The sequence below is a fragment of the Salipiger marinus genome, assembly GCF_900100085.1.
GTDB classification, from domain to species: Bacteria; Pseudomonadota; Alphaproteobacteria; order Rhodobacterales; family Rhodobacteraceae; genus Salipiger; species Salipiger marinus.
Window position 1 is genome coordinate 144,609 of the sequence record NZ_FNEJ01000007.1, and the last position, 19,308, is coordinate 163,916.

Annotated in this window: 17 protein-coding genes; 14 read left to right on the forward strand and 3 right to left on the reverse strand. The window is 64.1% G+C overall.

Translation table 11 applies throughout. From position 1 onward, the window contains the following. Nucleotides 1-10: 10 nt before the first annotated feature. The 3 genes from repA (at nucleotide 11) to repC (ending at nucleotide 3,565) form a co-directional block, all read left to right on the forward strand. Nucleotides 11-1,198, forward strand: coding sequence for a plasmid partitioning protein RepA (repA, locus tag BLR51_RS09820; protein ID WP_089846380.1), 1,188 nt, complete (start codon nucleotides 11-13; stop codon nucleotides 1,196-1,198). Continuing rightward, nucleotides 1,195-2,193 (forward strand): plasmid partitioning protein RepB, encoded by a 999-nt coding sequence (repB, locus tag BLR51_RS09825; protein WP_089846586.1) that lies wholly within the window; start codon nucleotides 1,195-1,197, stop codon nucleotides 2,191-2,193. The genes repA and repB overlap by 4 nt, the downstream gene beginning before the upstream one ends. Before the next feature lie 181 nt (nucleotides 2,194-2,374). Further along, nucleotides 2,375-3,565: a plasmid replication protein RepC gene (gene repC, locus BLR51_RS09830; protein WP_089846382.1), complete on the forward strand. Its 1,191-nt coding sequence runs from the start codon at nucleotides 2,375-2,377 to the stop codon at nucleotides 3,563-3,565. Nucleotides 3,566-3,732: 167 nt separating this feature from the next. Here repC and BLR51_RS09835 read toward each other — a convergent pair whose 3' ends face one another. Beyond that, nucleotides 3,733-4,815, reverse strand: coding sequence for a tyrosine-type recombinase/integrase (locus BLR51_RS09835; protein WP_089846383.1), 1,083 nt, complete (start codon nucleotides 4,813-4,815; stop codon nucleotides 3,733-3,735). Nucleotides 4,816-4,930: 115 nt separating this feature from the next. Between BLR51_RS09835 and BLR51_RS09840 the strand changes: the two genes are divergently transcribed. The 3 genes from BLR51_RS09840 (at nucleotide 4,931) to BLR51_RS09850 (ending at nucleotide 8,558) form a co-directional block, all read left to right on the forward strand. Beyond that, complete coding sequence (locus BLR51_RS09840) at nucleotides 4,931-6,574, forward strand: TnsB C-terminal domain-containing protein (protein ID WP_089846385.1); 1,644 nt, start codon at nucleotides 4,931-4,933, stop codon at nucleotides 6,572-6,574. Beyond that, the gene (locus BLR51_RS09845) at nucleotides 6,571-7,506 is read left to right on the forward strand and encodes a TniB family NTP-binding protein (RefSeq protein ID WP_242656697.1); all 936 of its coding nucleotides are present in this window, start codon (nucleotides 6,571-6,573) and stop codon (nucleotides 7,504-7,506) included. The genes BLR51_RS09840 and BLR51_RS09845 overlap by 4 nt, the downstream gene beginning before the upstream one ends. Before the next feature lie 62 nt (nucleotides 7,507-7,568). Then, the gene (locus tag BLR51_RS09850) at nucleotides 7,569-8,558 is read left to right on the forward strand and encodes a TniQ family protein (protein WP_242656706.1); all 990 of its coding nucleotides are present in this window, start codon (nucleotides 7,569-7,571) and stop codon (nucleotides 8,556-8,558) included. A 474-nt stretch (nucleotides 8,559-9,032) separates the two neighbouring features. Here the strand turns inward: BLR51_RS09850 and BLR51_RS09855 are convergent, their stop codons facing one another. Beyond that, nucleotides 9,033-9,590 carry a TetR/AcrR family transcriptional regulator gene (locus BLR51_RS09855; RefSeq protein WP_242656698.1) on the reverse strand — a complete coding sequence of 186 codons (558 nt, stop codon included), beginning with the start codon at nucleotides 9,588-9,590 and terminating at the stop codon, nucleotides 9,033-9,035. Nucleotides 9,591-9,655: 65 nt separating this feature from the next. Between BLR51_RS09855 and BLR51_RS09860 the strand changes: the two genes are divergently transcribed. Beyond that, nucleotides 9,656-11,176, forward strand: coding sequence for an MFS transporter (locus BLR51_RS09860; RefSeq protein ID WP_089846394.1), 1,521 nt, complete (start codon nucleotides 9,656-9,658; stop codon nucleotides 11,174-11,176). Nucleotides 11,177-11,460: 284 nt separating this feature from the next. Beyond that, nucleotides 11,461-11,670 (forward strand): hypothetical protein, encoded by a 210-nt coding sequence (locus BLR51_RS09865; protein ID WP_089846588.1) that lies wholly within the window; start codon nucleotides 11,461-11,463, stop codon nucleotides 11,668-11,670. 88 nt (nucleotides 11,671-11,758) lie between these two features. Here the strand turns inward: BLR51_RS09865 and BLR51_RS09870 are convergent, their stop codons facing one another. Next, a complete protein-coding gene (locus BLR51_RS09870; protein WP_131821806.1) occupies nucleotides 11,759-12,409 on the reverse strand; it encodes a GntR family transcriptional regulator in 651 nt (216 codons plus the stop codon). A 162-nt stretch (nucleotides 12,410-12,571) separates the two neighbouring features. Between BLR51_RS09870 and BLR51_RS09875 the strand changes: the two genes are divergently transcribed. From BLR51_RS09875 to BLR51_RS09900, 6 genes are all read left to right on the forward strand, one after another. Then, nucleotides 12,572-14,164, forward strand: a complete 1,593-nt coding sequence (locus BLR51_RS09875) for an ABC transporter substrate-binding protein (RefSeq protein ID WP_089846398.1) — start codon at nucleotides 12,572-12,574, stop codon at nucleotides 14,162-14,164. A 77-nt stretch (nucleotides 14,165-14,241) separates the two neighbouring features. Further along, the gene (locus BLR51_RS09880; RefSeq protein ID WP_089846400.1) at nucleotides 14,242-15,417 is read left to right on the forward strand and encodes a mandelate racemase/muconate lactonizing enzyme family protein; all 1,176 of its coding nucleotides are present in this window, start codon (nucleotides 14,242-14,244) and stop codon (nucleotides 15,415-15,417) included. 4 nt (nucleotides 15,418-15,421) lie between these two features. Then, complete coding sequence (locus tag BLR51_RS09885) at nucleotides 15,422-16,459, forward strand: ABC transporter ATP-binding protein (protein WP_089846402.1); 1,038 nt, start codon at nucleotides 15,422-15,424, stop codon at nucleotides 16,457-16,459. Then, nucleotides 16,456-17,472 (forward strand): ABC transporter ATP-binding protein, encoded by a 1,017-nt coding sequence (locus tag BLR51_RS09890; RefSeq protein WP_089846404.1) that lies wholly within the window; start codon nucleotides 16,456-16,458, stop codon nucleotides 17,470-17,472. The genes BLR51_RS09885 and BLR51_RS09890 overlap by 4 nt, the downstream gene beginning before the upstream one ends. Next, nucleotides 17,469-18,425: an ABC transporter permease gene (locus tag BLR51_RS09895; RefSeq protein ID WP_089846406.1), complete on the forward strand. Its 957-nt coding sequence runs from the start codon at nucleotides 17,469-17,471 to the stop codon at nucleotides 18,423-18,425. The genes BLR51_RS09890 and BLR51_RS09895 overlap by 4 nt, the downstream gene beginning before the upstream one ends. Before the next feature lie 4 nt (nucleotides 18,426-18,429). Continuing rightward, the gene (locus BLR51_RS09900; RefSeq protein WP_089846408.1) at nucleotides 18,430-19,299 is read left to right on the forward strand and encodes an ABC transporter permease; all 870 of its coding nucleotides are present in this window, start codon (nucleotides 18,430-18,432) and stop codon (nucleotides 19,297-19,299) included. The last annotated feature ends 9 nt before the right edge of the window (nucleotides 19,300-19,308 follow it).

Below are 19,308 nucleotides of genomic sequence, written 5' to 3' on the forward strand. Positions count from 1 at the left end.
AAGAGGGCAGATGAGCAGAGCCGAGACCCACGAAGACCTTAACGCGGTCATTCGTCAGCATTCCGAAATGCTGGCCGCACAGTTGCATTCGCAGCGGGAAAGCCTGTTTCCGCCTGATGCCTCCAAGGCTATGCGGAAATTCACCTCCGGGGAAGCGGCGGCGCTGCTGGGGGTCAATGATTCCTACCTGCGCAAGCTGCATCTGGACGGCAAGGGCCCCTCGCCCGAGATGTCTTCGGGAAACCGGCGGCAGTATTCGGTGGAAGACATCCAGAACCTGCGGATCCTGCTGGAAAAAACCGCGCGCAAGCCCGGGGATTACCTGCCCGGCCGCCGCGAGGGCGACCATCTGCAGATCATCGGCGTGATGAATTTCAAGGGCGGCTCGGGCAAGACCACGTCTTCCGCGCATCTGGCACAGCGGCTGGCGCTGAAAGGCTACCGGGTGCTGGCCATCGACCTTGACCCGCAGGCCTCGCTGACGGCGCTGCACGGGGTGCAGCCGGAATTCGACCTGCTCGACGGCGGCACGCTGTATGATGCGATCCGCTATGAAAACCCGCTGCCGATCACGCAGGTCATCCGCCGGACCTATATCCCCAATCTCGACCTGATCCCCGGCAACCTTGAACTGATGGAATTCGAACACGAGACGCCGCGCGCGCTGGCCCGGGGCAATGCCGGGCTGTTCTTCTTCCGGGTCAAGGAGGCGCTGGCGCAGGTCGATGACCGCTATGACGTGGTGGTGATCGACTGCCCGCCGCAGCTTGGGTTCCTGACCATGTCCGCGCTCTCTGCCGCCACCGGCGTGCTGGTCACCATCCATCCGGAAATGCTCGACGTCATGTCCATGAGCCAGTTCCTGCGGATGACGGCCGATCTGATGGATGTGATTGCCGACAGCGGCGCCGACATGTCCCATGACTGGATGCGCTATCTGCTGACCCGTTACGAGCCGACCGACGCGCCGCAGAACCGCATCGTGGCCTTCCTGCGCACCATGTATGGCGACAAGGTGCTGAACGCGCCGATGCTGAAATCCACCGCAATTTCCGATGCGGGCCTGACCAAGCAGACGCTTTACGAGGTGGAGCGCAGCGCCTTCACCCGCACCACCTATGACCGCGCCATCGAAAGCCTGAACGCGGTCAATGACGAGATCTCGCAGCTCATCCAGAAAACATGGGGGCGCCCGTGACCGACAGCAAGAAACGCCGCCTGTCCATGCTTGACGGGCTGGCCAGCACCGGAGCCCCCGCCACGCCGGGCAGCATGATGTCCAGCAACCGCGCGCTGCGCTCTGCCCGCGATGCGGTGGACGCGCATCACGTCTGGGATCTGGACCCCGCCGAGATTGACGATGACCGCTTCGCCGACCGGCTCGATCCGCAGGATGTGCTGGATTTGCGCGCCTCCATCGAACAGAACGGCCAGACCGTGCCGATTCTGGTGCGGCGCCACCCGACCGAAACCAACCGCTATCTGCTGGTCTATGGCCGCAGACGGCTGGAGGCGATCCGCGGCTCCGGCAAGCTGGGCAAGGTCCGCGCGCTCATCGCCTCGCTCGACGACAGTGCTGCGCTGCGCGCGCAGGTCTCCGAAAATACCGGCAGACGGGATCTGAGCTATATCGAGCGGGCGCTTTTTGCGCGGGAACTGCTCGACAGCGGTTTCGGATCGCAGGCGCAGATCGCCGAGGTGCTGAATGTCACCCGCTCCGCCGTGTCCATGGCGGTGTCGGTCGCCAAGACCGTGGGCCCCGATCTCGCGCGGGCGATTGGCCCCGCGCATGGCATCGGCCGCCCCAGATGGGAGGCGCTGGCCAAGGATCTGGCCGAAACCCGCCCCGACCCCGCCGATCTGAGCCAGATCGCGCAGGCGGCGCGCGACGCGGCGGCAGGTGGTGCGCGGACCGACGACAGCGAAGAGCCCGACACCGATCCGTCGGTCGCGGCCTTTGACGCCGTGGTACGGCATCTGAAAAAGGGCAGTCCCGCACGGCGCGGCACCAAGGCGCGGGCAAAGACCACGCCGCTGGTGATCGGCGGCAGCGTTGCCGGGACGGTCAGGAAATCCAACGGGGCGGTCCGTCTGGACCTGACCACCGTGGAGGAGGGTTTTGCGGACTGGCTGGACGGCCAGGCGCAGAGCCTGATTGAGGAGCTTCACGCGCGCTGGAAAAGCGGGTCGTGAGCAGAGGCAGAGCAGCAAGAAAAAGGAGGCACGGCACAGGCTAAAGAAAAGGTCCCGCAAAGCTTGCGCTCCACGAGACCCAGACTTTGATCTTAGCACTTTCAAGGTAATGGGCCAGCGCATGAACCGCAAGTCTTAATGGATTCGCGGAACAGCTTTTCTATGCCTTCGTGAAAAAATCATGGACTACATTCCCCTTTCGCCGTTTATGCGGCCGATGACGCTTGCCCATTTGCGCGGCGTCCCCCCTGCAGAGGCGCCCGCCCCTGACAGGACCGCCAACAAATGGGCGATTCTGCGCGACCTGTCCAAGGCGCAGGCGGCCTTCGGGATCACCGAACGCGACCTGACGGTGCTGCAGGGGCTGCTGAGCTTCTGCCCAGAGACCGAGCTTGCCACGGGGAAGGACATGGTGGTGTTCCCCTCCAACAAGACGATCTGCGAGCGGCTGAACGGCATGCCCTGCTCCACCATGCGGCGGCATCTGGCCCGGCTGGTGGAGGCCGGGCTGCTGATCCGCCGCGACAGCCCGAACGGCAAGCGCTACATGCGCAGGCTTGGCCCGGAGCGCGTGGCCTTCGGCTTTGACCTCTCCCCCCTGCTCCGCCGCGCGACAGAGATCACCCAGACAGCAGATGCGGTCCGGGAGGCAGAGACCCGCCTGCAGCATCTGCGCGAGGTGGTCAGCCTGATGCGCCGCGATCTGGCAGCCCTTGCCGAATTTGGCGAAGACCTGTTCCCGGGCCTCGGCCTCTGGGATCAGCTGCGCGACCGGGCGGCGCTGACGGCACGCGCGCTGCGGCGCAAGCTAACGCTGGACGATCTGGCGCAGCAGAAGCGCGATCTTGAAACGCTTCTGGACGCCGCCCGTCAGCAGATCGACGGCGTTGATGCAGCGGAAATGGACACCACTGACGCCCGGAATGAGCAGCACCAACAGAGATCACAAATAGACTCTCTTGATCTTGAACAGGGCATGGAAAGCGGCACCGAGTGCGGCGTCTCGTCGGCGGGCGAGAGTGATGTGACGGAAGACAGGCCCAGACCAAGCCTGCCGCTGCGGCTGGTGCTGGCCGCCTGCCCCAGTCTCCGGACCTTCTATCCGCAGGAAATCCGGCACTGGCACCATCTGCACGATGCGGCCTGCAAGCTGCGCGCGTTCATGGGCATCAGTCCCGCCGCCTGGAATGAGGCGCAGCGCCATATGGGGCCGGAGCAGGCTGCGATCACGGTTGCCGCGATTCTGGAACGGGTGGCCGAGATCAGATCACCCGGCGGCTATCTGCGCGCGCTGACCGCGAAGGCCGCTGCGGGACATTTCAGCAGTAGTCCGATGATCATGGCGCTGTGCAACAGGCCGCAGGCGGCATGAGACAGGGCAGGGGAGGCATGTTTCCGAAACGCAGGGAGGTCGGGCGCGGGGGAATGCCGGGCCCGGGCCGGTTCACAGCTGTGAACTTGGCCCAGTGCTGCCTGATTTCACATGTTCACAGCTGTGAACTTTGCGCTGTCCGGTCAGACCCGAGCCACTACCAGCCCCTACAGACCGGAGGCTTTGGTCAGGTTGACGCGGAACCTGTCGCGGCGGCGCTGATAGCGCCGGGTCATCTCGGCGCTGGAATGGCCAAGCTGTTTCTGCACATAGCGCTCGTCGACCTCGGCGCTGCTGGCAAGCCCCGCGCGCAGGCTGTGGCCGGAAAACAGCGCCAGCCGTTCCTTTTCGGGAAGCTCGGGGCGCAGCCCGGCATCGCGCACCGTCTGCTTGACCAGCCGGGCCACATGTTTGTCAGACAGCCGCTTGGGCGTCGCCTTCAGCCCGTTGCGCGACACCGATACAAAGACCGGGCCAAAGTCGATCTTGGCGAAATGCAGCCACTGGCTCAGCGCGTGAACCGGGCAGGTCATTGGCGCGCTGCCTCGGGCAATCTCCACCTCGCGCCAGCCGGTCTTGCCGCGCAGGGTGATCAGCACGCCCTCTTCCAGCAGATCGACCCAGCCGCCGCTGTCGGGCGTGTCGTCCTTGTGAACATCAAGGCTGACGATTTCAGATCGGCGCAGCCCGCCCGCAAACCCCACCAGCAGCATGGCGCGGTCGCGCAGCCCGCGCAGGTCATGCGGCAGCGTTGCAAGCATGGCGCGGATATCCTCCGCCAGAACCGCCTCTTTCTGCACGGGCGGTCTGGCATGGCGGCGACGGATGCCCGCAAGAACGCTGGCGATGTGACGGTCCTTGCGGTCCATCCGGGCACCGCGCTGCGCGTAGCCCCAGGCCAGACCGGACAGCCGCCGCTCGATCGAGGAGACCGACAGCCCCACCGTCCTGCCCTGCCCCGAGGCGAGATCGGCAAGATAAAGCCCGATCATCTCGGGCGAGGGGGGCAGGGGGTCAGCGCCGCGCATCCGGCACCAGCGGCCAAAATGCGTCCAGTCGGCGGCATAGGCTTTCAGGGTGTTTTCAGACGCCGACTGGCGGGCATAATCCCGTGCCGTATCCACAAGCCGGTCAAGCCCACCCGATCCGGCCACATGGGCGGGAAGGACAAGTTCTGCATCTGGGCGCGGCGGATCCTCCGGAGGATCTGGTGACTCAAGCGGCAATGATTTGGATTTTTCCGTTGTCATTTTTGCTCCATTAGTGGAATCTAACGATTTGATATCATTACATTCATCTTCTTGTTTCATTACCGGATTATAGTTTCATTATCGGACACAAGATATCTTTTTCTTGGTTTTGGCCATGGCGGACCAAACAGACATCTGCGTCGTTGACGATGCCGCTTGGGAGCGCGCCGTTGCGCGAGAGGCGGTGGTCCGTCGGCTTGTAATGAATGGCAGCCCGGACCGCGCAGAATTCCTCTCGGCTTGCCGGAAACTTGGGCTCAACAGATCCCGCCTCTACGAGCTGATCAGGGCCTACAAAACGCGCCCGGTCACCAGCTCTTTGGTGACGGCTCCGGCTGGATCCCGTTCAGGAAGTCGGCGGCTGCCGGACGAGATCGAAGTGGTTATTTCAGAGGCGATCGAGAGCTTCTTCAAATCGAGCCAGAAGCCGAGCATTCACGCCCTGCAAAAGGAAGTGCGCAGGCTTTGCAATCATCGGGGCCTGCGTGCCCCCTGCTGGACCTCGCTGCGGAACCGTGTGGCGGCGTTGGACCCGGCGGGCCTCACTGCCGCCCGCGAGGGTGCGAAGGCTGCTCGCAATCTTTATCACCCGGTTCCTGGCGCCTATCATGTCAAAAGAATATTCGAGGTGGTCCAGATCGATCACACGCTGGTTGATGTCATCGTCGTGGATCGTGCCTACCGTCAGCCCTTGCAGCGCCCCTGGTTGACGCTGGCCATCGATGTCGCGAGCCGCATGGTCGCCGGGTTCTATCTGACATTGGAGCCGCCGTCGACATTGTCTGTCTCGCTCGTCATTCAGCACCTGGTTCAACCGAAGCTGGATTGGCTTGAAGGTCTTGGCATCAAGGCAAGCTGGCCAACGGCGGGGCTGCCGGAGAGTATTCATGTCGACAATGCCAAGGAGTTTCGTTCGAAAGCGCTCCGGCGCGGGGCTGAAGAGCATGGGATTTCGCTGCAGTATCGTCCGATCGGCGCACCACATTACGGTGGTCATATCGAACGGTTGATCGGCACCATGATGGGTGCCGTGCATCTGCTGCCCGGATCAACCTTCAGTAACATCCAGGACCGCGGCGCCTATAACTCTGCAGCCAAGTCGGTCATGACGCTGGATGAGTTGGAGCGTTGGCTCGCCTTGGAAATCACCCGTTACCATGCAGAGCGGCATCGGTCCCTTGGCATTCCACCGATTGCGGCCTGGCAGGAGGCCTACGGGCGACGCGATATGCCTCTGCGGCAGCCATACGACCCGGAAGGGTTCCAAATCGATTTTCTGCCCAGTGTCGAACGCATGGTGCGTCGCGATGGTATCCATCTCTTCGGCCTGCGGTATTGGGACAATATCCTGAGCCTTTGGGCGGGCAGAGGCGACCGGCAGTTGCGTGTGTCCTACGATCCGCGCGATCTGTCGACGGTGTTCGTGCGGGGGCCGGATGGTCAGCGATACCCGGTGCGGTTTGCCGATCTGCGCCATCCTCCGATCACCTTGGCCGAGCATCGCCGCGCACAGGCTGTTTTGAGGGAGCGGGGGCGGTCGCTAGAGGACGAAGAGCTGATTTTCGCGGTGATCGAAGAGCAAAGAGCACTTGTCGATGCTGCTACCGGCAAAACCCGGAAGGCCAGACGGTCCGCAGAACGGCGCGACAGGGCGCTGTCCGGCGTCGAGCCCGCCGCGATCGAAGAAAAGATCCCTGATCATGCGGAAGCCTGCGACATCCTCGATGTGCCCACGTTCGAAGTGGAGGAATGGTCATGACCAGGGCAGGGGGGTGCCCGCATCTCGATCCGGCGTATCGGAAGTTCGCGGCGCTCCCGGATGACGAACGTATCGCCTGGATCCGGGCCGACCGCTGGATCGGCTTCGATCAGGCTGGCTTGGCGCTTTCGCGTCTGGAAAACCTGTTGACCTACCCGCCGCGCGACCGGATGCCCTGCTTGCTGATCTATGGCGACACTGGCATGGGAAAGACCAAGATCATTCGCAAGTTCGAGCGCGCGCACCCGACAAAGTTCTGTCAGGTGACCGGCGTGGATCACCGTCCAGTCGTGGTTGCTCAAGTGCCGTCCGAGCCGATCGAACGAGATCTCTATCGTGAATTGCTGTCCAGTATGGGCGCGCCGGCAATGGCCGGGGGCACATTGGCCCGCGAGAAAGATGTCTGCCGCTCGCTGCTGCGAACGGTCGGGGCGAAGATGATCATTCTCGACGAGGTGAACGGCATGCTGGCCGGCACTTACCGGCAACAGCGGATTTTCCTCAATGCCATACGGTTCCTCGCCAACGACCTGCGGATTCCCCTGATCTGCGCAGGGACCGACCTTGCCCGCCAGGCACTGCTGACGGATGCGCAATTGGCGGAACGGTTCGAAGCGTTTCACCTCAAGCCCTGGAAGAACGATGCCGTCTTTGCCGGACTTCTGAAAAGCCTCGGGCACATCCTGCCGCTGCGTGAGCCGTCCGATCTGACGGGGACCGCGACCAGGGCACGGGTTCATGCGCTGACCTCTGGTGTAACGGCGCGCATATTCCGTTTGATCGAGACCGCGGCGGAAGCAGCCGTTCACTCTGGCCGGGAGAGACTCGACGCCAAGAGTTTCGGGGACGATCTGGTGCTGCCGCTGGTGTCGATGACGCAGAGCAATCGCCGTCGCTCGCGCCAAGCCACGCAACCCCAGGCTTCGGCATGACAGCAGCGATCCGGCTTCCCGTTGCGCCGCGCCCTTTCCGGGACGAATTGCTCTCCTCTTGGATGGTCCGGGTTGCCTCTCGCTATGGTTTGGAGGTGCCAGAGGTGACGACGCATTTGGTAGGGCAGGGGGGCAGAGCCCCGGATTTGCGGAAAATCGACGATATAAGTCCCGATCGCGGTTTGCTCAGGCTTTGGGCGCGAGGTTGTCGGATCGATTCCGCGCGGCTCGAACGCCTGTCTCTGAAATCCAGATACCCGGACCGCCTGCAGGACTGGTTTGTAGATGGGGCAGGGGGCGTAGTACCTGCTTGCCTGGCTTGTTTCGATGCCGATTTGGCAGCAGGGCGTGACAGCCATATGCGGGCCGAATGGCAGCTAGCGGAGCGGGTCGTCTGCCCATCGCACAAAGAAATGCTACGGGATCGCTGCCCCGACTGTGGATGCTATCTGCGGATCTCGTTCAGAATGCGCGGCGGCCGGTTGCGCCCATTCTGCCGAAAATGCGATGGCCTGATCACCGGAAGGGGAGGGGAGGCGGCGGTTCGTTCGGCCGTTGAATTCGCCATTGCGGTTCTCAGTCTGCAACGGCGGGCCGGACGGATCGTCAGAGGGGAGGCGGATCTCCTCGCGCCTCTAGCTCAGGCAATTTGCACTTTGTGGGCGCCGCTTGATCGCATGGACGCGGCCCGCCCGGTCTTGGCGCTCTGGTTCGATCAACCCGGATGGCATTGCCCTTTCGAGGTCCGGGCCGTCGTGGGCACCCCCGCGCCGCTGAGGCGCCTGCCGGTTCGGTGGCGTGCGCTGACGCTGGTTGTGCTGCGGGACCTGTTCGGAGCTGCGCTTGTTTCAGACGGCACGATGCCGGAGGCGGCCTCCAGATTGTTCAGGCGCGTCGCGCCAACGCCATATCTGAGCCAGGAGCGGGCGTCAGGGATCAGCAAAGGAATGACCCATGCTGCCCGGGGCAATCGTGGAGTCCAGAGATTGAGCAAGAGCCCGGTCCACCGATTAAGTGGAAACTTTGAAGGCGAGAGGGCTGATTTCGGGTGAATCCACCCATGAAACTAAAACGACACCTGCGGTGAACTCTTCGCCCTTAGATATGTCCGGTAAGGCAAGATTACCGGACATATCCAAGGGCGGCAAGTCGCGGCGGTTTGGAGGAAGTACTGTGCTGAAAGCGCCGCGTATGGTTTGACTGGGGAATGGCTTCTGCTCGCGCCGCGGTCTTAGGCAAACGTGAACCCACATCCGCAAGCACCGCAGCACGCAGTCCAGCGCTCAGGCGATGAACCGATCAGCGATCTGGCTGAATTGTTCAACGCCCCGAGGCCGACTGTCTATCGCGTCCTGCAACGGAGACCGGGTGCCGATGCACCTTTAGCCGCAATGTAGCGGACCTTCCTGCAGTTCGCGCCACCTGCCCGGGATCTGCGGCAGAGAAAGAGGCCGCTCCGCAGACGCCGTTCAGATGAACGCTCCATGTGCCGGTCAAGAATGCTCCGTCAGCCTCCGGCATCGCACTCAAATGGTCAGCCGTTCCAGAACCGCTTCGACGTCCTCAAGGAAGGCCGACCAGTCGCCATCTTCGTCGATACCGTTCATGTGCATGAGGAAGAGCCCCTCCACCGCCAGAAAAGCGACGCGCGCGGCCTGCGCGGCCTCCGAGTCTCCGCCGAGCCGGTCGAAGATGCCGCGATACCAGTCACGCGTCTCGCGTCGATTGGCCGGGTTTTCCAAGTAATTTACCAGCAGCCCTGCCATCTTGGCATTCATCGCCTGTTGTGAGGCTCTGGTCGCCGCGATGTAGCGTCTGACGAAGGCCACGGGGTCGTCCTCTGCAGTCTCTCCCAGCATGACATCGAACTGACTGGTCCAGCGGTCGATCAGGCCGCGCACAAGCTCGTCCTTGCTGGCAAACGAATATTGCACCCCGCCCTTTGAAATCCCCGCCGCCTGCGCGAGCGCTCCGATCGTCAACGCCCCCCCGCCGCCTGCGCGCACGATCTGTTCGGCCTCATCCAGCAAACTCTCACGCGAAATCGTCGGCTTTCTCCCCATGGGGTCTCCTTGGTTGGTCATCTGGAGTTTCAAATCCATACGTATGTATTTATATAGATTTCTGCAACACGACTCTCAGGTGAACCATGTCGACCCCTCTGCCCGATCCGAAACGCTGGCTGGTGCTGCTGGCAGTGATGCTCGCCTTCCTGCCGGTGGTACTGGACATGACGATCCTGCATGTGGCGGTGCCGACGCTCACGCAGGCACTTGAGGCCTCCAATACACAGGTGCTGTGGATCATCGACATTTATCCGCTGCTCATGGCCGGGCTTCTGGTGCCGATGGGCACGCTGGCCGACAGGGTCGGGAACCGGCGCATCCTTCTGACCGGACTGATGATTTTCGGCCTCGCCTCGGCACTTGCGGCCTTTGCCCCGAATGCGCCCCTGCTGATCGTGGCGCGGATGCTGCTGGCGCTTGGCGGGGCGATGATCATGCCCTGCGTGCTTGGCATCATCCGGCGCACCTTCGAGGACGAGACCGAGCGCGGCCTTGCGCTTGGGCTTTGGGGAACCGTCGGCGCGGCCGGTGCGGCCGTGGGGCCGCTGATCGGCGGCGCGCTTCTGGGGCATTTCTGGTGGGGGTCCGTCTTCCTGATCAATGTTCCGGTCATGATGATCGTCCTGCCCGCGTGCTGGCTCCTGCTGTCCCGGCGGGAGGAGATAACACACCGGCCTTGGCCCATCGGGCAGGCGGTGCTGCTGATCCTTGGGATGTTCGCTACCGTCTATGCGATCAAGGCCGGGTTCGCCGCGAAGCAGCCGCTGGCCATCGTCATGCTGGTCCTGACCATCGGTGTTGGTCTGCTGTTTCTCTTTATCCGCATGCAGCTGCGCAGCCCTGCCCCGATGCTCGACCTGTCGCTGTTCTCGCGCCCGGCCATCGTCGCGGGGATCATCATGGCCATCGTGGCAAGCGGATCACTGGCGGGGGTCGAGCTGACATTGGCACAGGAACTGCAGTATGTACTGGGCAAGACGCCCCTTCAGGCGGGCCTCTTCATGGTTCCGATCATGGCGGCTGCGGCCCTTGGCGGTCCGGTTGCAGGCTGGCTGTCAGCTCGCTTCGGGCTGAGGCCGGTGGCCTGCCTGTCGCTCGCCATCTCGGCGGGCGCGCTTGCGGGACTTGCGGTCACGAATTTCCACGATCCCGGACCGATCGTCCCGGTGCTGTTAGCAAGCTTGGGGCTTGCGCTGAGCATCGGGCTTACCGCCTCTTCCATCGCCATCATGGGCGCTGCCGATGCAAGCGAAGCCGGTGCCGCAGGTTCGCTCGAGGCGACGGGCTATGAACTGGGCAGCGGTCTGGGGATCACCCTGTTCGGCGTCTTCATGTCGGTGGTCTTCGGGCGCAATCTCGTCCTGCCCGATGGCCTGCCCGACCGGTTGGCCGACCAGGCCGGTCTTTCCATGGGCGACGTCTACATCACCGCCCAGCAGCTCGGAGCCGACCAGGGCGCAGCGATGATCGCCGCTGGCAAGGCCGCGTTTTCCGTGACCCATTCGGTTCTGCTGACAACCGCCGCCGTGCTGATGGGCCTGCTGACAATCCTGGTCTACGTTCTGCTTGCTGACGCGCGCACAGTCCCGGCAGGCTCTCACTGAGCGCATCTAACGGTGGGGGGCGCGCGTTTCTGGCGCATGGTCAGACGGACCTGATCTTTTCAGGCCTCATGGTGCTTGCAGGACCACGCATGGACCCGCCCCGGCTTGCCCGGAGGGCCACATTCCCAAAGTACAGCTTTTTGACCGCCGGTGGGTCTCCGGCTCTGCAGGCGGCTTGGCACGCGACTAAAAGCGGGTCGGGTGCTGACGATCTGGAGGGGCGTTGCTTCGACCGGGTCCGCATGTCAGAGAGGCCGCCTCCTCAACCAAGAGCCGACTCGAATATGTTCCTTTCAGAGACTGACCGCGACACGTTGATAAAAACCCTGAACGCCAAATCTCCAGAGCTTGTTCAGGCCCGTATGGCGAATGCCCTGCTTCTACTGGCGGAAGGTCTGAGCACTGAGGATGTCGCGGGTCTTCTTTATGTGGATGAGGCAAGCGTCGCCGGGTGGAAGGAGCTATTTTCCAAACGCACCCCGAAAGCGGCCTGAAGCGGTTCTGTCATGGCCTCATATCGGTGCGGGATCCTGAGACGGCATTGACCGGATCACCCCCCGCATTTTGCTATGGCGCCCGCAACTACATGCGGGCCAGAAGATCGTCGCGCGCGGAATCGCAATGTTCCTGCACCGCGCGGACCGCCTGATCGATGTCGCGCGCGCGGACAGCTGCAACGATGCTGCGATGCTGGCGCACGATGTCGGCGATCCGTTCGGGGGTCTGCGCGAAGCGGTGGCGCAGGCTGATGACCAGATCCCACCCCTGATCCAGAATGTATGACGCCTCGGGATTGTCCGCGACCTGGGCGATATGGCGGTGAAACGCCTTGTTCGTTTCGGACAGGGTAATGTCATTGCCGGTGGTCGCGGCGGCGGCATGGGCCTCGCACAGGCGCTCCAGGTCTTCCAGTTCTGCGGAGGTGATCTTTTCGGTCGCGCGCCGGATCAGCAGGCTTTCGATTGCGGCGCGGGTGTCGTGAATGTCGGCCACGAATTTTGGCGTGACCGTCCGCAGGACCGCGCCCTTGTGCGGTTCCAGCCTGACAAGCCGTTCACCCGCAAGCTGCAGCAGCGCCTCGCGCACGGGGATGTGGCTGGTCCCGTAGCGCTTGCTGAGCTCGTCCACCCGAAGGCGCGATCCCGGCGCCAAGTCTCCCAGAACGATGTCGCGGCGAATGGCAGCCAGCAGGCGTTCCGAGATCGTTTCGGACATGCGGTTCGAAGTGACCACCGGGTATCTCCAACTTGTTTTTCGGCTCCAAGCCTACTGCACCCGAGGTTGTTACAAAAGCAGGTTGAACCAGTTTAGATATTATATATAATATGAACTGTGCCCCGAGCACGACGGTGGCGAGGAGGCCGCCGGAGACAGAATTTCAGGGAGGAGATTCCGATGTCCGAGTCGAACATCGAGACACCACGTGACGGAGCCGCGCTGCTGCGCCGCCGCAGGCTGCTGCAGTTGATGGCGGCGGGAACGACGATGGCCTTGGTTCCGGGCGTCAGCGCGATGCGCGCAACAGCCCAGACCGCAGCGCCGAAGGGCGGTGTCCTGCGGGTTTCGGCGCCGTTCAACCCGTCGAGCCTTGATCCGGTCACCAGCGGCGCGGGATCGGATCACATGATCCTCTATTCGCTTTACGACACGCTTGTGGATTTCGAACCCGAGACCCTGCAACCCGTGCCGGGCCTGTCCACCGAATGGGCGTTCGAGACGCCGACGCGGCTGGTGATGACCCTGCGCGAGGGCGTCAAATTCCATGATGGCACGGATTTTGACGCCGAAGCGGTGAAGGCCAATCTCGACCGCGCCCTGACCGATCCGCGCTCCACCGCCAAGGGCGACCTTGCCTCGGTCGAGTCGGTCGACGTGGTCGAGACGCATGTGGTCGCGATCAACCTCAACCGGCCCGACAGCGCGCTGCCGCTTATCCTTGCGGACCGTCCCGGCATGATGGCCTCGCCGACCGCGTTCGCCGAGGAGGGCCGGAATTTCGACCGGACCCCGGTCGGAACCGGACCGTTCTCTTTCGTCAGCTGGAACGATGGCGACGCGGTCGAGATGGCGCGCTTTGACGGCTACTGGGACGAGGAGCTTCCGCATCTCGACGGGATCGTGTTCCGGGTCATCACCGATCTGAACACCGGGCTGCGGTCGGTGATCGCGGGCGAGTCGGATTTTGTCTACCGGCTCAATCCGCAGCAGAAGCTTGTGGCCGACCGGATGGGCGACAAGGTGGTGGTGCGGACCTCGCCGACCGTGGCCAATTACCACATCGTTTTCAACTACGCGAAACCGCCGCTGAACGACGTGCGGGTGCGGCAGGCGATCAACTATGCCGTGGACCGGGAGGCGTTCAATCAGGCGGCCCTGCTGGGGCTTGGCACCGTGGCCCAGACCATGCTGCCGCCAGGATACTGGGCGCATGACGAAGCGCATGACGGCTTCTTCACGCATGATCCCGACAAGGCCCGGGCCCTGCTGGCCGAGGCCGGATATGCGGACGGCGTGCAGCTTCAGTATTACAGCAACGCGGACCAATCCTCGCAGCAGCGCGCCGAGATCATCATGGAGCAGCTCCGGCAGGTCGGGATCAACTGCGTGCTGACCACCGGATCGAATTCGGACATGTTCCAGCGCTTCATGGTCCGGGGCGAAGGCGATGCGATCATGGTCAACTGGACCGGACGCCCTGACCCGGTCCAGTGCTTCCTGTTCGTCTATGGCGAGCAGGGCGCCAACAATCCCGGCAAGGTGCCGCCGCCGCCGGAAATGGCCGAGGCCGTCGCGGAGGCGCAGGCCGCCGTCAGTCAGGAAGACCGCAAGCCGGCGTTTTCGCGGATCGAACAGGCGGCGCTTGAGCACGCGCTGTCCTGCGAGGTGGCTTTCGTACCCGCCATCGAGGTGCACAGCCCGAAAGTCGGCGGCTATCAGCCCAGCCTTCTGGGCAAGCCGAAATTCAACCGGCTCTATCTCGAAAGCTGAGACATCGGGGGGCTCCGCCTTGGCGCGCAGCCCCCCGGTCCTGAAATCTGTCGGCTTTGCCGCAAGAGAATAGACATATGAAAATCACCGGGTTCAAAGTGCTGCACGCTGCCTCGGGCTGGCGTGTCACCTCCTTTCTGAAAGTCGAGACCGCCTGCGGGGTGGTCGGCTGGTCGGAATTCAGCGAAAGCGTCGGCACCCGTGGCCTGTCGGCGACCATCCTCGCGCTGGGGGAGCGGCTGATCGGGCATGACCCCCGGCTGGTCGAACGTGCGGCGGTCGAACTGCACACCATGGTCGTGCCGGCATGGAGCGGCATCAACCAGCATGCGGTTGCGGCGATCGTGAATGCGCTGCTTGACATCAAGGGCAAGGATCTGGGGGTTCCCGTGCATGCGCTGTTCGGCGGTGCGGTGCGCGACCGGCTGCCGCTTTACTGGTCGCATTGCGCGACCTACCGCGTCCGCTATCCCGACAGTCTGGGGGTTCCGGCGCTGACCGATTTCGATCAGCTGCAGGATGCCGCCGCCGAGGCCGCGCGCCGCGGCTTTCGCGCGCTGAAGACCAACATCATGATGCTGGAGGACGGGCGGCTGGCCAATTACCGGGCCGGGTTCGGGTCGACTCCCGGCTATCCCGCGCTCAATCCGGTGCCCGAGGTGTTCAGGGTGCTTGACCAGCAGCTGGAGGTGATGCGCGCCGGGGCCGGTCCGGACATGGAAATCATGCTGGACGCCAATTTTAACTTCCGTCCGGAGGGCTATCTTCAGCTGATCCGCGCCGTGCGGCCCCACAATCTGGCATGGCTGGAGCTGGACTGTTACGATCCGGATGCGGTCGCGCGGATGCGGCAGGAGGCGGGATTTCCCATCGCGACCGGCGAATCCCTTTACGCCCGGCGCAGCTATCGCCCCTTCCTTGAGGCCGGAGCCATGGACGTGGCCGTGGTGGACGTGCTGTGGAACGGCGTGCTGGAGGGGCTGAAGATCGCGGCGCTGGCGGACGCGCACGAGATCAACGTGGCACCCCATAACTTCTACGGTCATCTTGCCGACCATATCAGCGCGCATTTTGCCGCCATGATCCCCAATCTCCGCATCATGGAGATGGATATCGACGATGTGCCGTGGAAGGGCGAGTTCGTGACCCATCAGCCCGTCATCACCGAAGGCCATCTGATGGTGCCGCAGCGACCGGGCTGGGGCACCGATGTGGACGAGGCTGCCGTGGCACGGCACCCGGTGACTTGGTGACGACATGACATCCCCCGAGCAGATATCAGCGGCCCCCGCCCGCCCGAGAACCGATGCAGCCCCCCTGCTGGACGTGCGCGGATTGGGCATTTCCTTTGCCGGGCCTGACAAGCGCATTTCGGTGGTCCGCGACGTGACCTTTTCGGTCGCGCCCGGGGAATGCGTGGGGCTTGTCGGCGAAAGCGGTTGCGGCAAGACCGTGACCGGGCTCGCCCTCATGGGGCTGCTGCCGGTGCATGGCAGCCGCTTCGAAGGCCAGCTTCTGCTGGACGGCGAAGATCTTCTGACGCTGAGCGAGGCCCAGTGGCGCAAGCGGCGCGGGCGTCGGCTTGGCATGATCTTTCAGGAACCGATGAGCGCGCTGGACCCGGTCTTTACCATCGGCGAACAGATCGGCGAGACGCTGCGGACGCATTTCCGGATCAGCCGCCGCGAGGCGCGCGACCGCGCCATCGAGGCGCTGGAGGCGGTGGGGATTTCAGAGCCGGTCCGCCGCCATGATGCCTATCCGCACGAGCTGTCGGGCGGGATGCGGCAGCGGGCGATGATCGCGATGGCGATCAGCTGTGAGCCGGCCCTGCTGATCGCTGACGAGCCGACCACCGCGCTCGACGTGACGGTGCAGGCGCAGATCACGGATGTGCTGGGCGAGCTGAGCGCGCGGTCCGGCATGGCGATGCTGTTCATCAGCCATGATCTGGGGCTTGTGTCGCAGACCTGCAGCCGGATCGTCACGATGTATGCGGGCGAGGTGGTCGAGATGGGCGAAACCGATGACGTCCTGCTGAAGCCCCGGCACCCCTATACTTCGGGTCTGCTCCGGTCGCTGCCCTCCTTCACGCAGCGCAAGGGGCGGTTGCCCTCGATCCCGGGGCGGGTGCCGCGTCCGGGCGATTTTCCCGAAACCTGCCGGTTTCAGGACCGGTGCGCCCATTCCCGCGAAGGCTGCCTGACCCGTCAGCATCTGCTGCGGGTGGGGGAACAGCGCTTTTCCCGCTGTCACCGCAGCGAAGATCTGGATTTGCCCGGGGTTCTGTCGTGACCGACCTTACTTCAAAACCGCAAGGCCCCATCGTGTCGACGCGCAACGTGTCGGTGCGCTTTCCCGTCGGGCGGGGCAGGGTGCTGACCGCCGTCGACGACGTGTCGATCGAGATCCGCCGGGGCGAGACCTTCGGGCTGATCGGCGAATCCGGCTCGGGCAAGTCGACCATTGGCCGGGCCATCGTCTGTCTGGAGCGTCCGTCCGAGGGCACCATCCTGCATGACGGCCGCGATCCCCACGCGCTGCGCGCCTCCGAGCTGCGGCGGCATCGCAGGCAGTATCAGATCATCTTTCAGGATCCGAATGCCGCGCTTGATCCGCGCATGACGATTCTGAAATCGATCCGGGAACCGCTGGATGTGGCGGGCGAGGGCAGCCGCGCGGACCGCGACCAGCGGGCGCGCGATCTGATGAACCGGGTCGGGCTGGGCGAAGGGTTTGCCGATCTTTATCCGCACCAGCTGTCGGGCGGCCAGAAACAGCGGGCCTGCATCGCGCGCGCCCTGACGGTGCGCCCCTCGCTCATCGTCTGTGACGAGGCGGTGGCGGCGCTCGACGTGTCCATTCAGGCCGATATCCTGAACCTGCTGGCCGAACTTCAGCAGGAATTTGGCCTGACCTACCTGTTCATCACCCATAACATCGGCGTGGTGGAGCATATCAGCGACACGATTGCGGTGATGTATCTGGGGCAGATCATCGAGATCGCGCCTGCGGACCGGCTGGCGGAGCATTTTCTGCATCCCTACACGCAGGCGCTGCTGTCGGCGGAACCGGTCGCGCTGCCCTCCGGCATGCGGCCCGATCACCGCATCGTTCTGGAGGGAGAGCTTCCCAGCCCGATGGATCCCCCCTCCGGCTGCCGGTTCCGCACCCGCTGCCGTTTTGCCACCGGGATCTGTGCCGCCGAGGCGCCGAAGCTTCGCGAACTCGCGCCCGGCCACCGCACGGCCTGCCACCATGCCGAAACCTTCCGTCTGGACCCGAACCTGAAGGAGGGGTCGCAATGAACATGCAGCTTGTCCGTTTTCTGGGCTGGCGCGCCGTGCAGGTGCTGCCCGTCCTTGCCATGGCGACGCTGGCCATCTTTGGCCTGATCCAGCTGGTGCCCGGGGATCCGGCGGCCACCATCGCCGGGGAATATGCGACCGCCGAGAATATCGAGGCGATCCGCCGGGATCTGGGGCTCGACCGTCCGCTCTGGGAGCAATACGGCACATGGCTCTGGAACGCCCTGCAGGGCGATCTGTCCAATTCGCTGCTGACCGGCCTTCCGGTCCTTGACGAGGTGGCGCGGCGGCTGCCGCCCACGCTCTTCATCGCGGTCTTTGCCCTGCTGATCTCGATCTGCATCGGCGTGCCGCTGGGGATCCTTGCGGCGACGCGGGCCGACAGCGCGCTGGACCGCTTCGTGACCAGCGTCGCCTCGCTGGGGGTGGCGGTGCCCAATTTCTGGCTGGGCATGATCTTTGTCAGCATCTTCGCGCTGGGGTTCGGCTGGTTCCCGACCACCGGAGCCCGCCCGATCTCCGAGGATTTCTGGGGCGCGGTGCATCACGCGGCACTGCCCGCCGCGACGCTGGCCACCGCGGGCATCGCCGAGATCGCGCGCCAGCTGCGCAGTTCGCTGATCGAGGTGCTGCAGTCGCAATATGTCCGCACCCTGCGCGCCAAGGGCCTGTCCCCGGCGCGCATCCTGTGGAAACACGGGCTGCGGAATGCCGCGCTGACGCTTCTTACCGTGATCGGGCTGGTCTTCAACCATACGCTTGGCGCGACCGTCGCGACCGAGGCCGTCTTTGCCATTCCGGGGGCGGGGTCGATGATCGTGAACGCCGCCATCAACAAGGATTTCCCGGTCCTTCAGGGCGCGGTCTTCGTGCTGGTCCTGATCGTGATCTCCATGAACCTGATCATCGACCTGCTCTACACGGTCCTTGATCCCCGGGTGAAGAAAGACTGATCCCATGGCCTCCACACCCGACATCACCCCGCAAGGCGCCACTGCTTCCGTCCTGTCGTGGCTGCGCCGCGATCTGCGGGCGGCGCTGTGCCTCGGCTATCTGCTGGCGCTGGTCATCGCATCGGTCGCAGCCCCGCTGATCGCCCAGCATTCTCCGATCGAGCAGTCCATGGACATGCTCGCGCCGCCCTCGGGCGCACACTGGCTTGGAACCGACGATCTGGGGCGCGATGTCTTCGCCCGCATGGTCTATGGCGCCCCGATGAGCCTTTACGCCAGCATGGTCGCCGTGGGCGTGGGGCTGGCGCTGGGGCTGCCGACCGGCATGCTGGCTGGCTATCTGGGGGGCCGGGTCGATACGGTCATCAGCCGGATCATCGACACGCTGCTGGCCTTTCCCGGGATCATTCTGGCCGTCGCCGTCACCGGCGCGCTTGGCATCGGGTTGACCAACGCGATGATCGCGGTGGGCATCGTCTTTGCTCCCAACATCGCCCGCCTGATCCGCATCCAGACCATCGTGGTCAAGAACGAGCTTTACGTCGATGCGGCGCGCAGCTTCGGGATGCCGGTGCGCGGCATCATCCTGCGCCATATCGTGCCCAATGCCATCCAGCCGATCATCGTGCAGGTGACGGTGATGCTGGCGGGGGCGCTGCTGGCCGAGGCAAGCCTGAGCTTTCTGGGGCTCGGGGTGCAGCCGCCTTGGCCAAGCTGGGGCCAGATGCTGGCCCGCGGCTACACCTACATGGAGATCGCGCCCGAGCAGATGTACGCGCCGGGCATCGCGATCCTGCTCACGGCCCTGGCCTATAACGGCCTTGGCGAATCCCTGCGCACGCGGCTCGACCCGACCAGCCGCAGCCGGCGCTGAACACCTCCC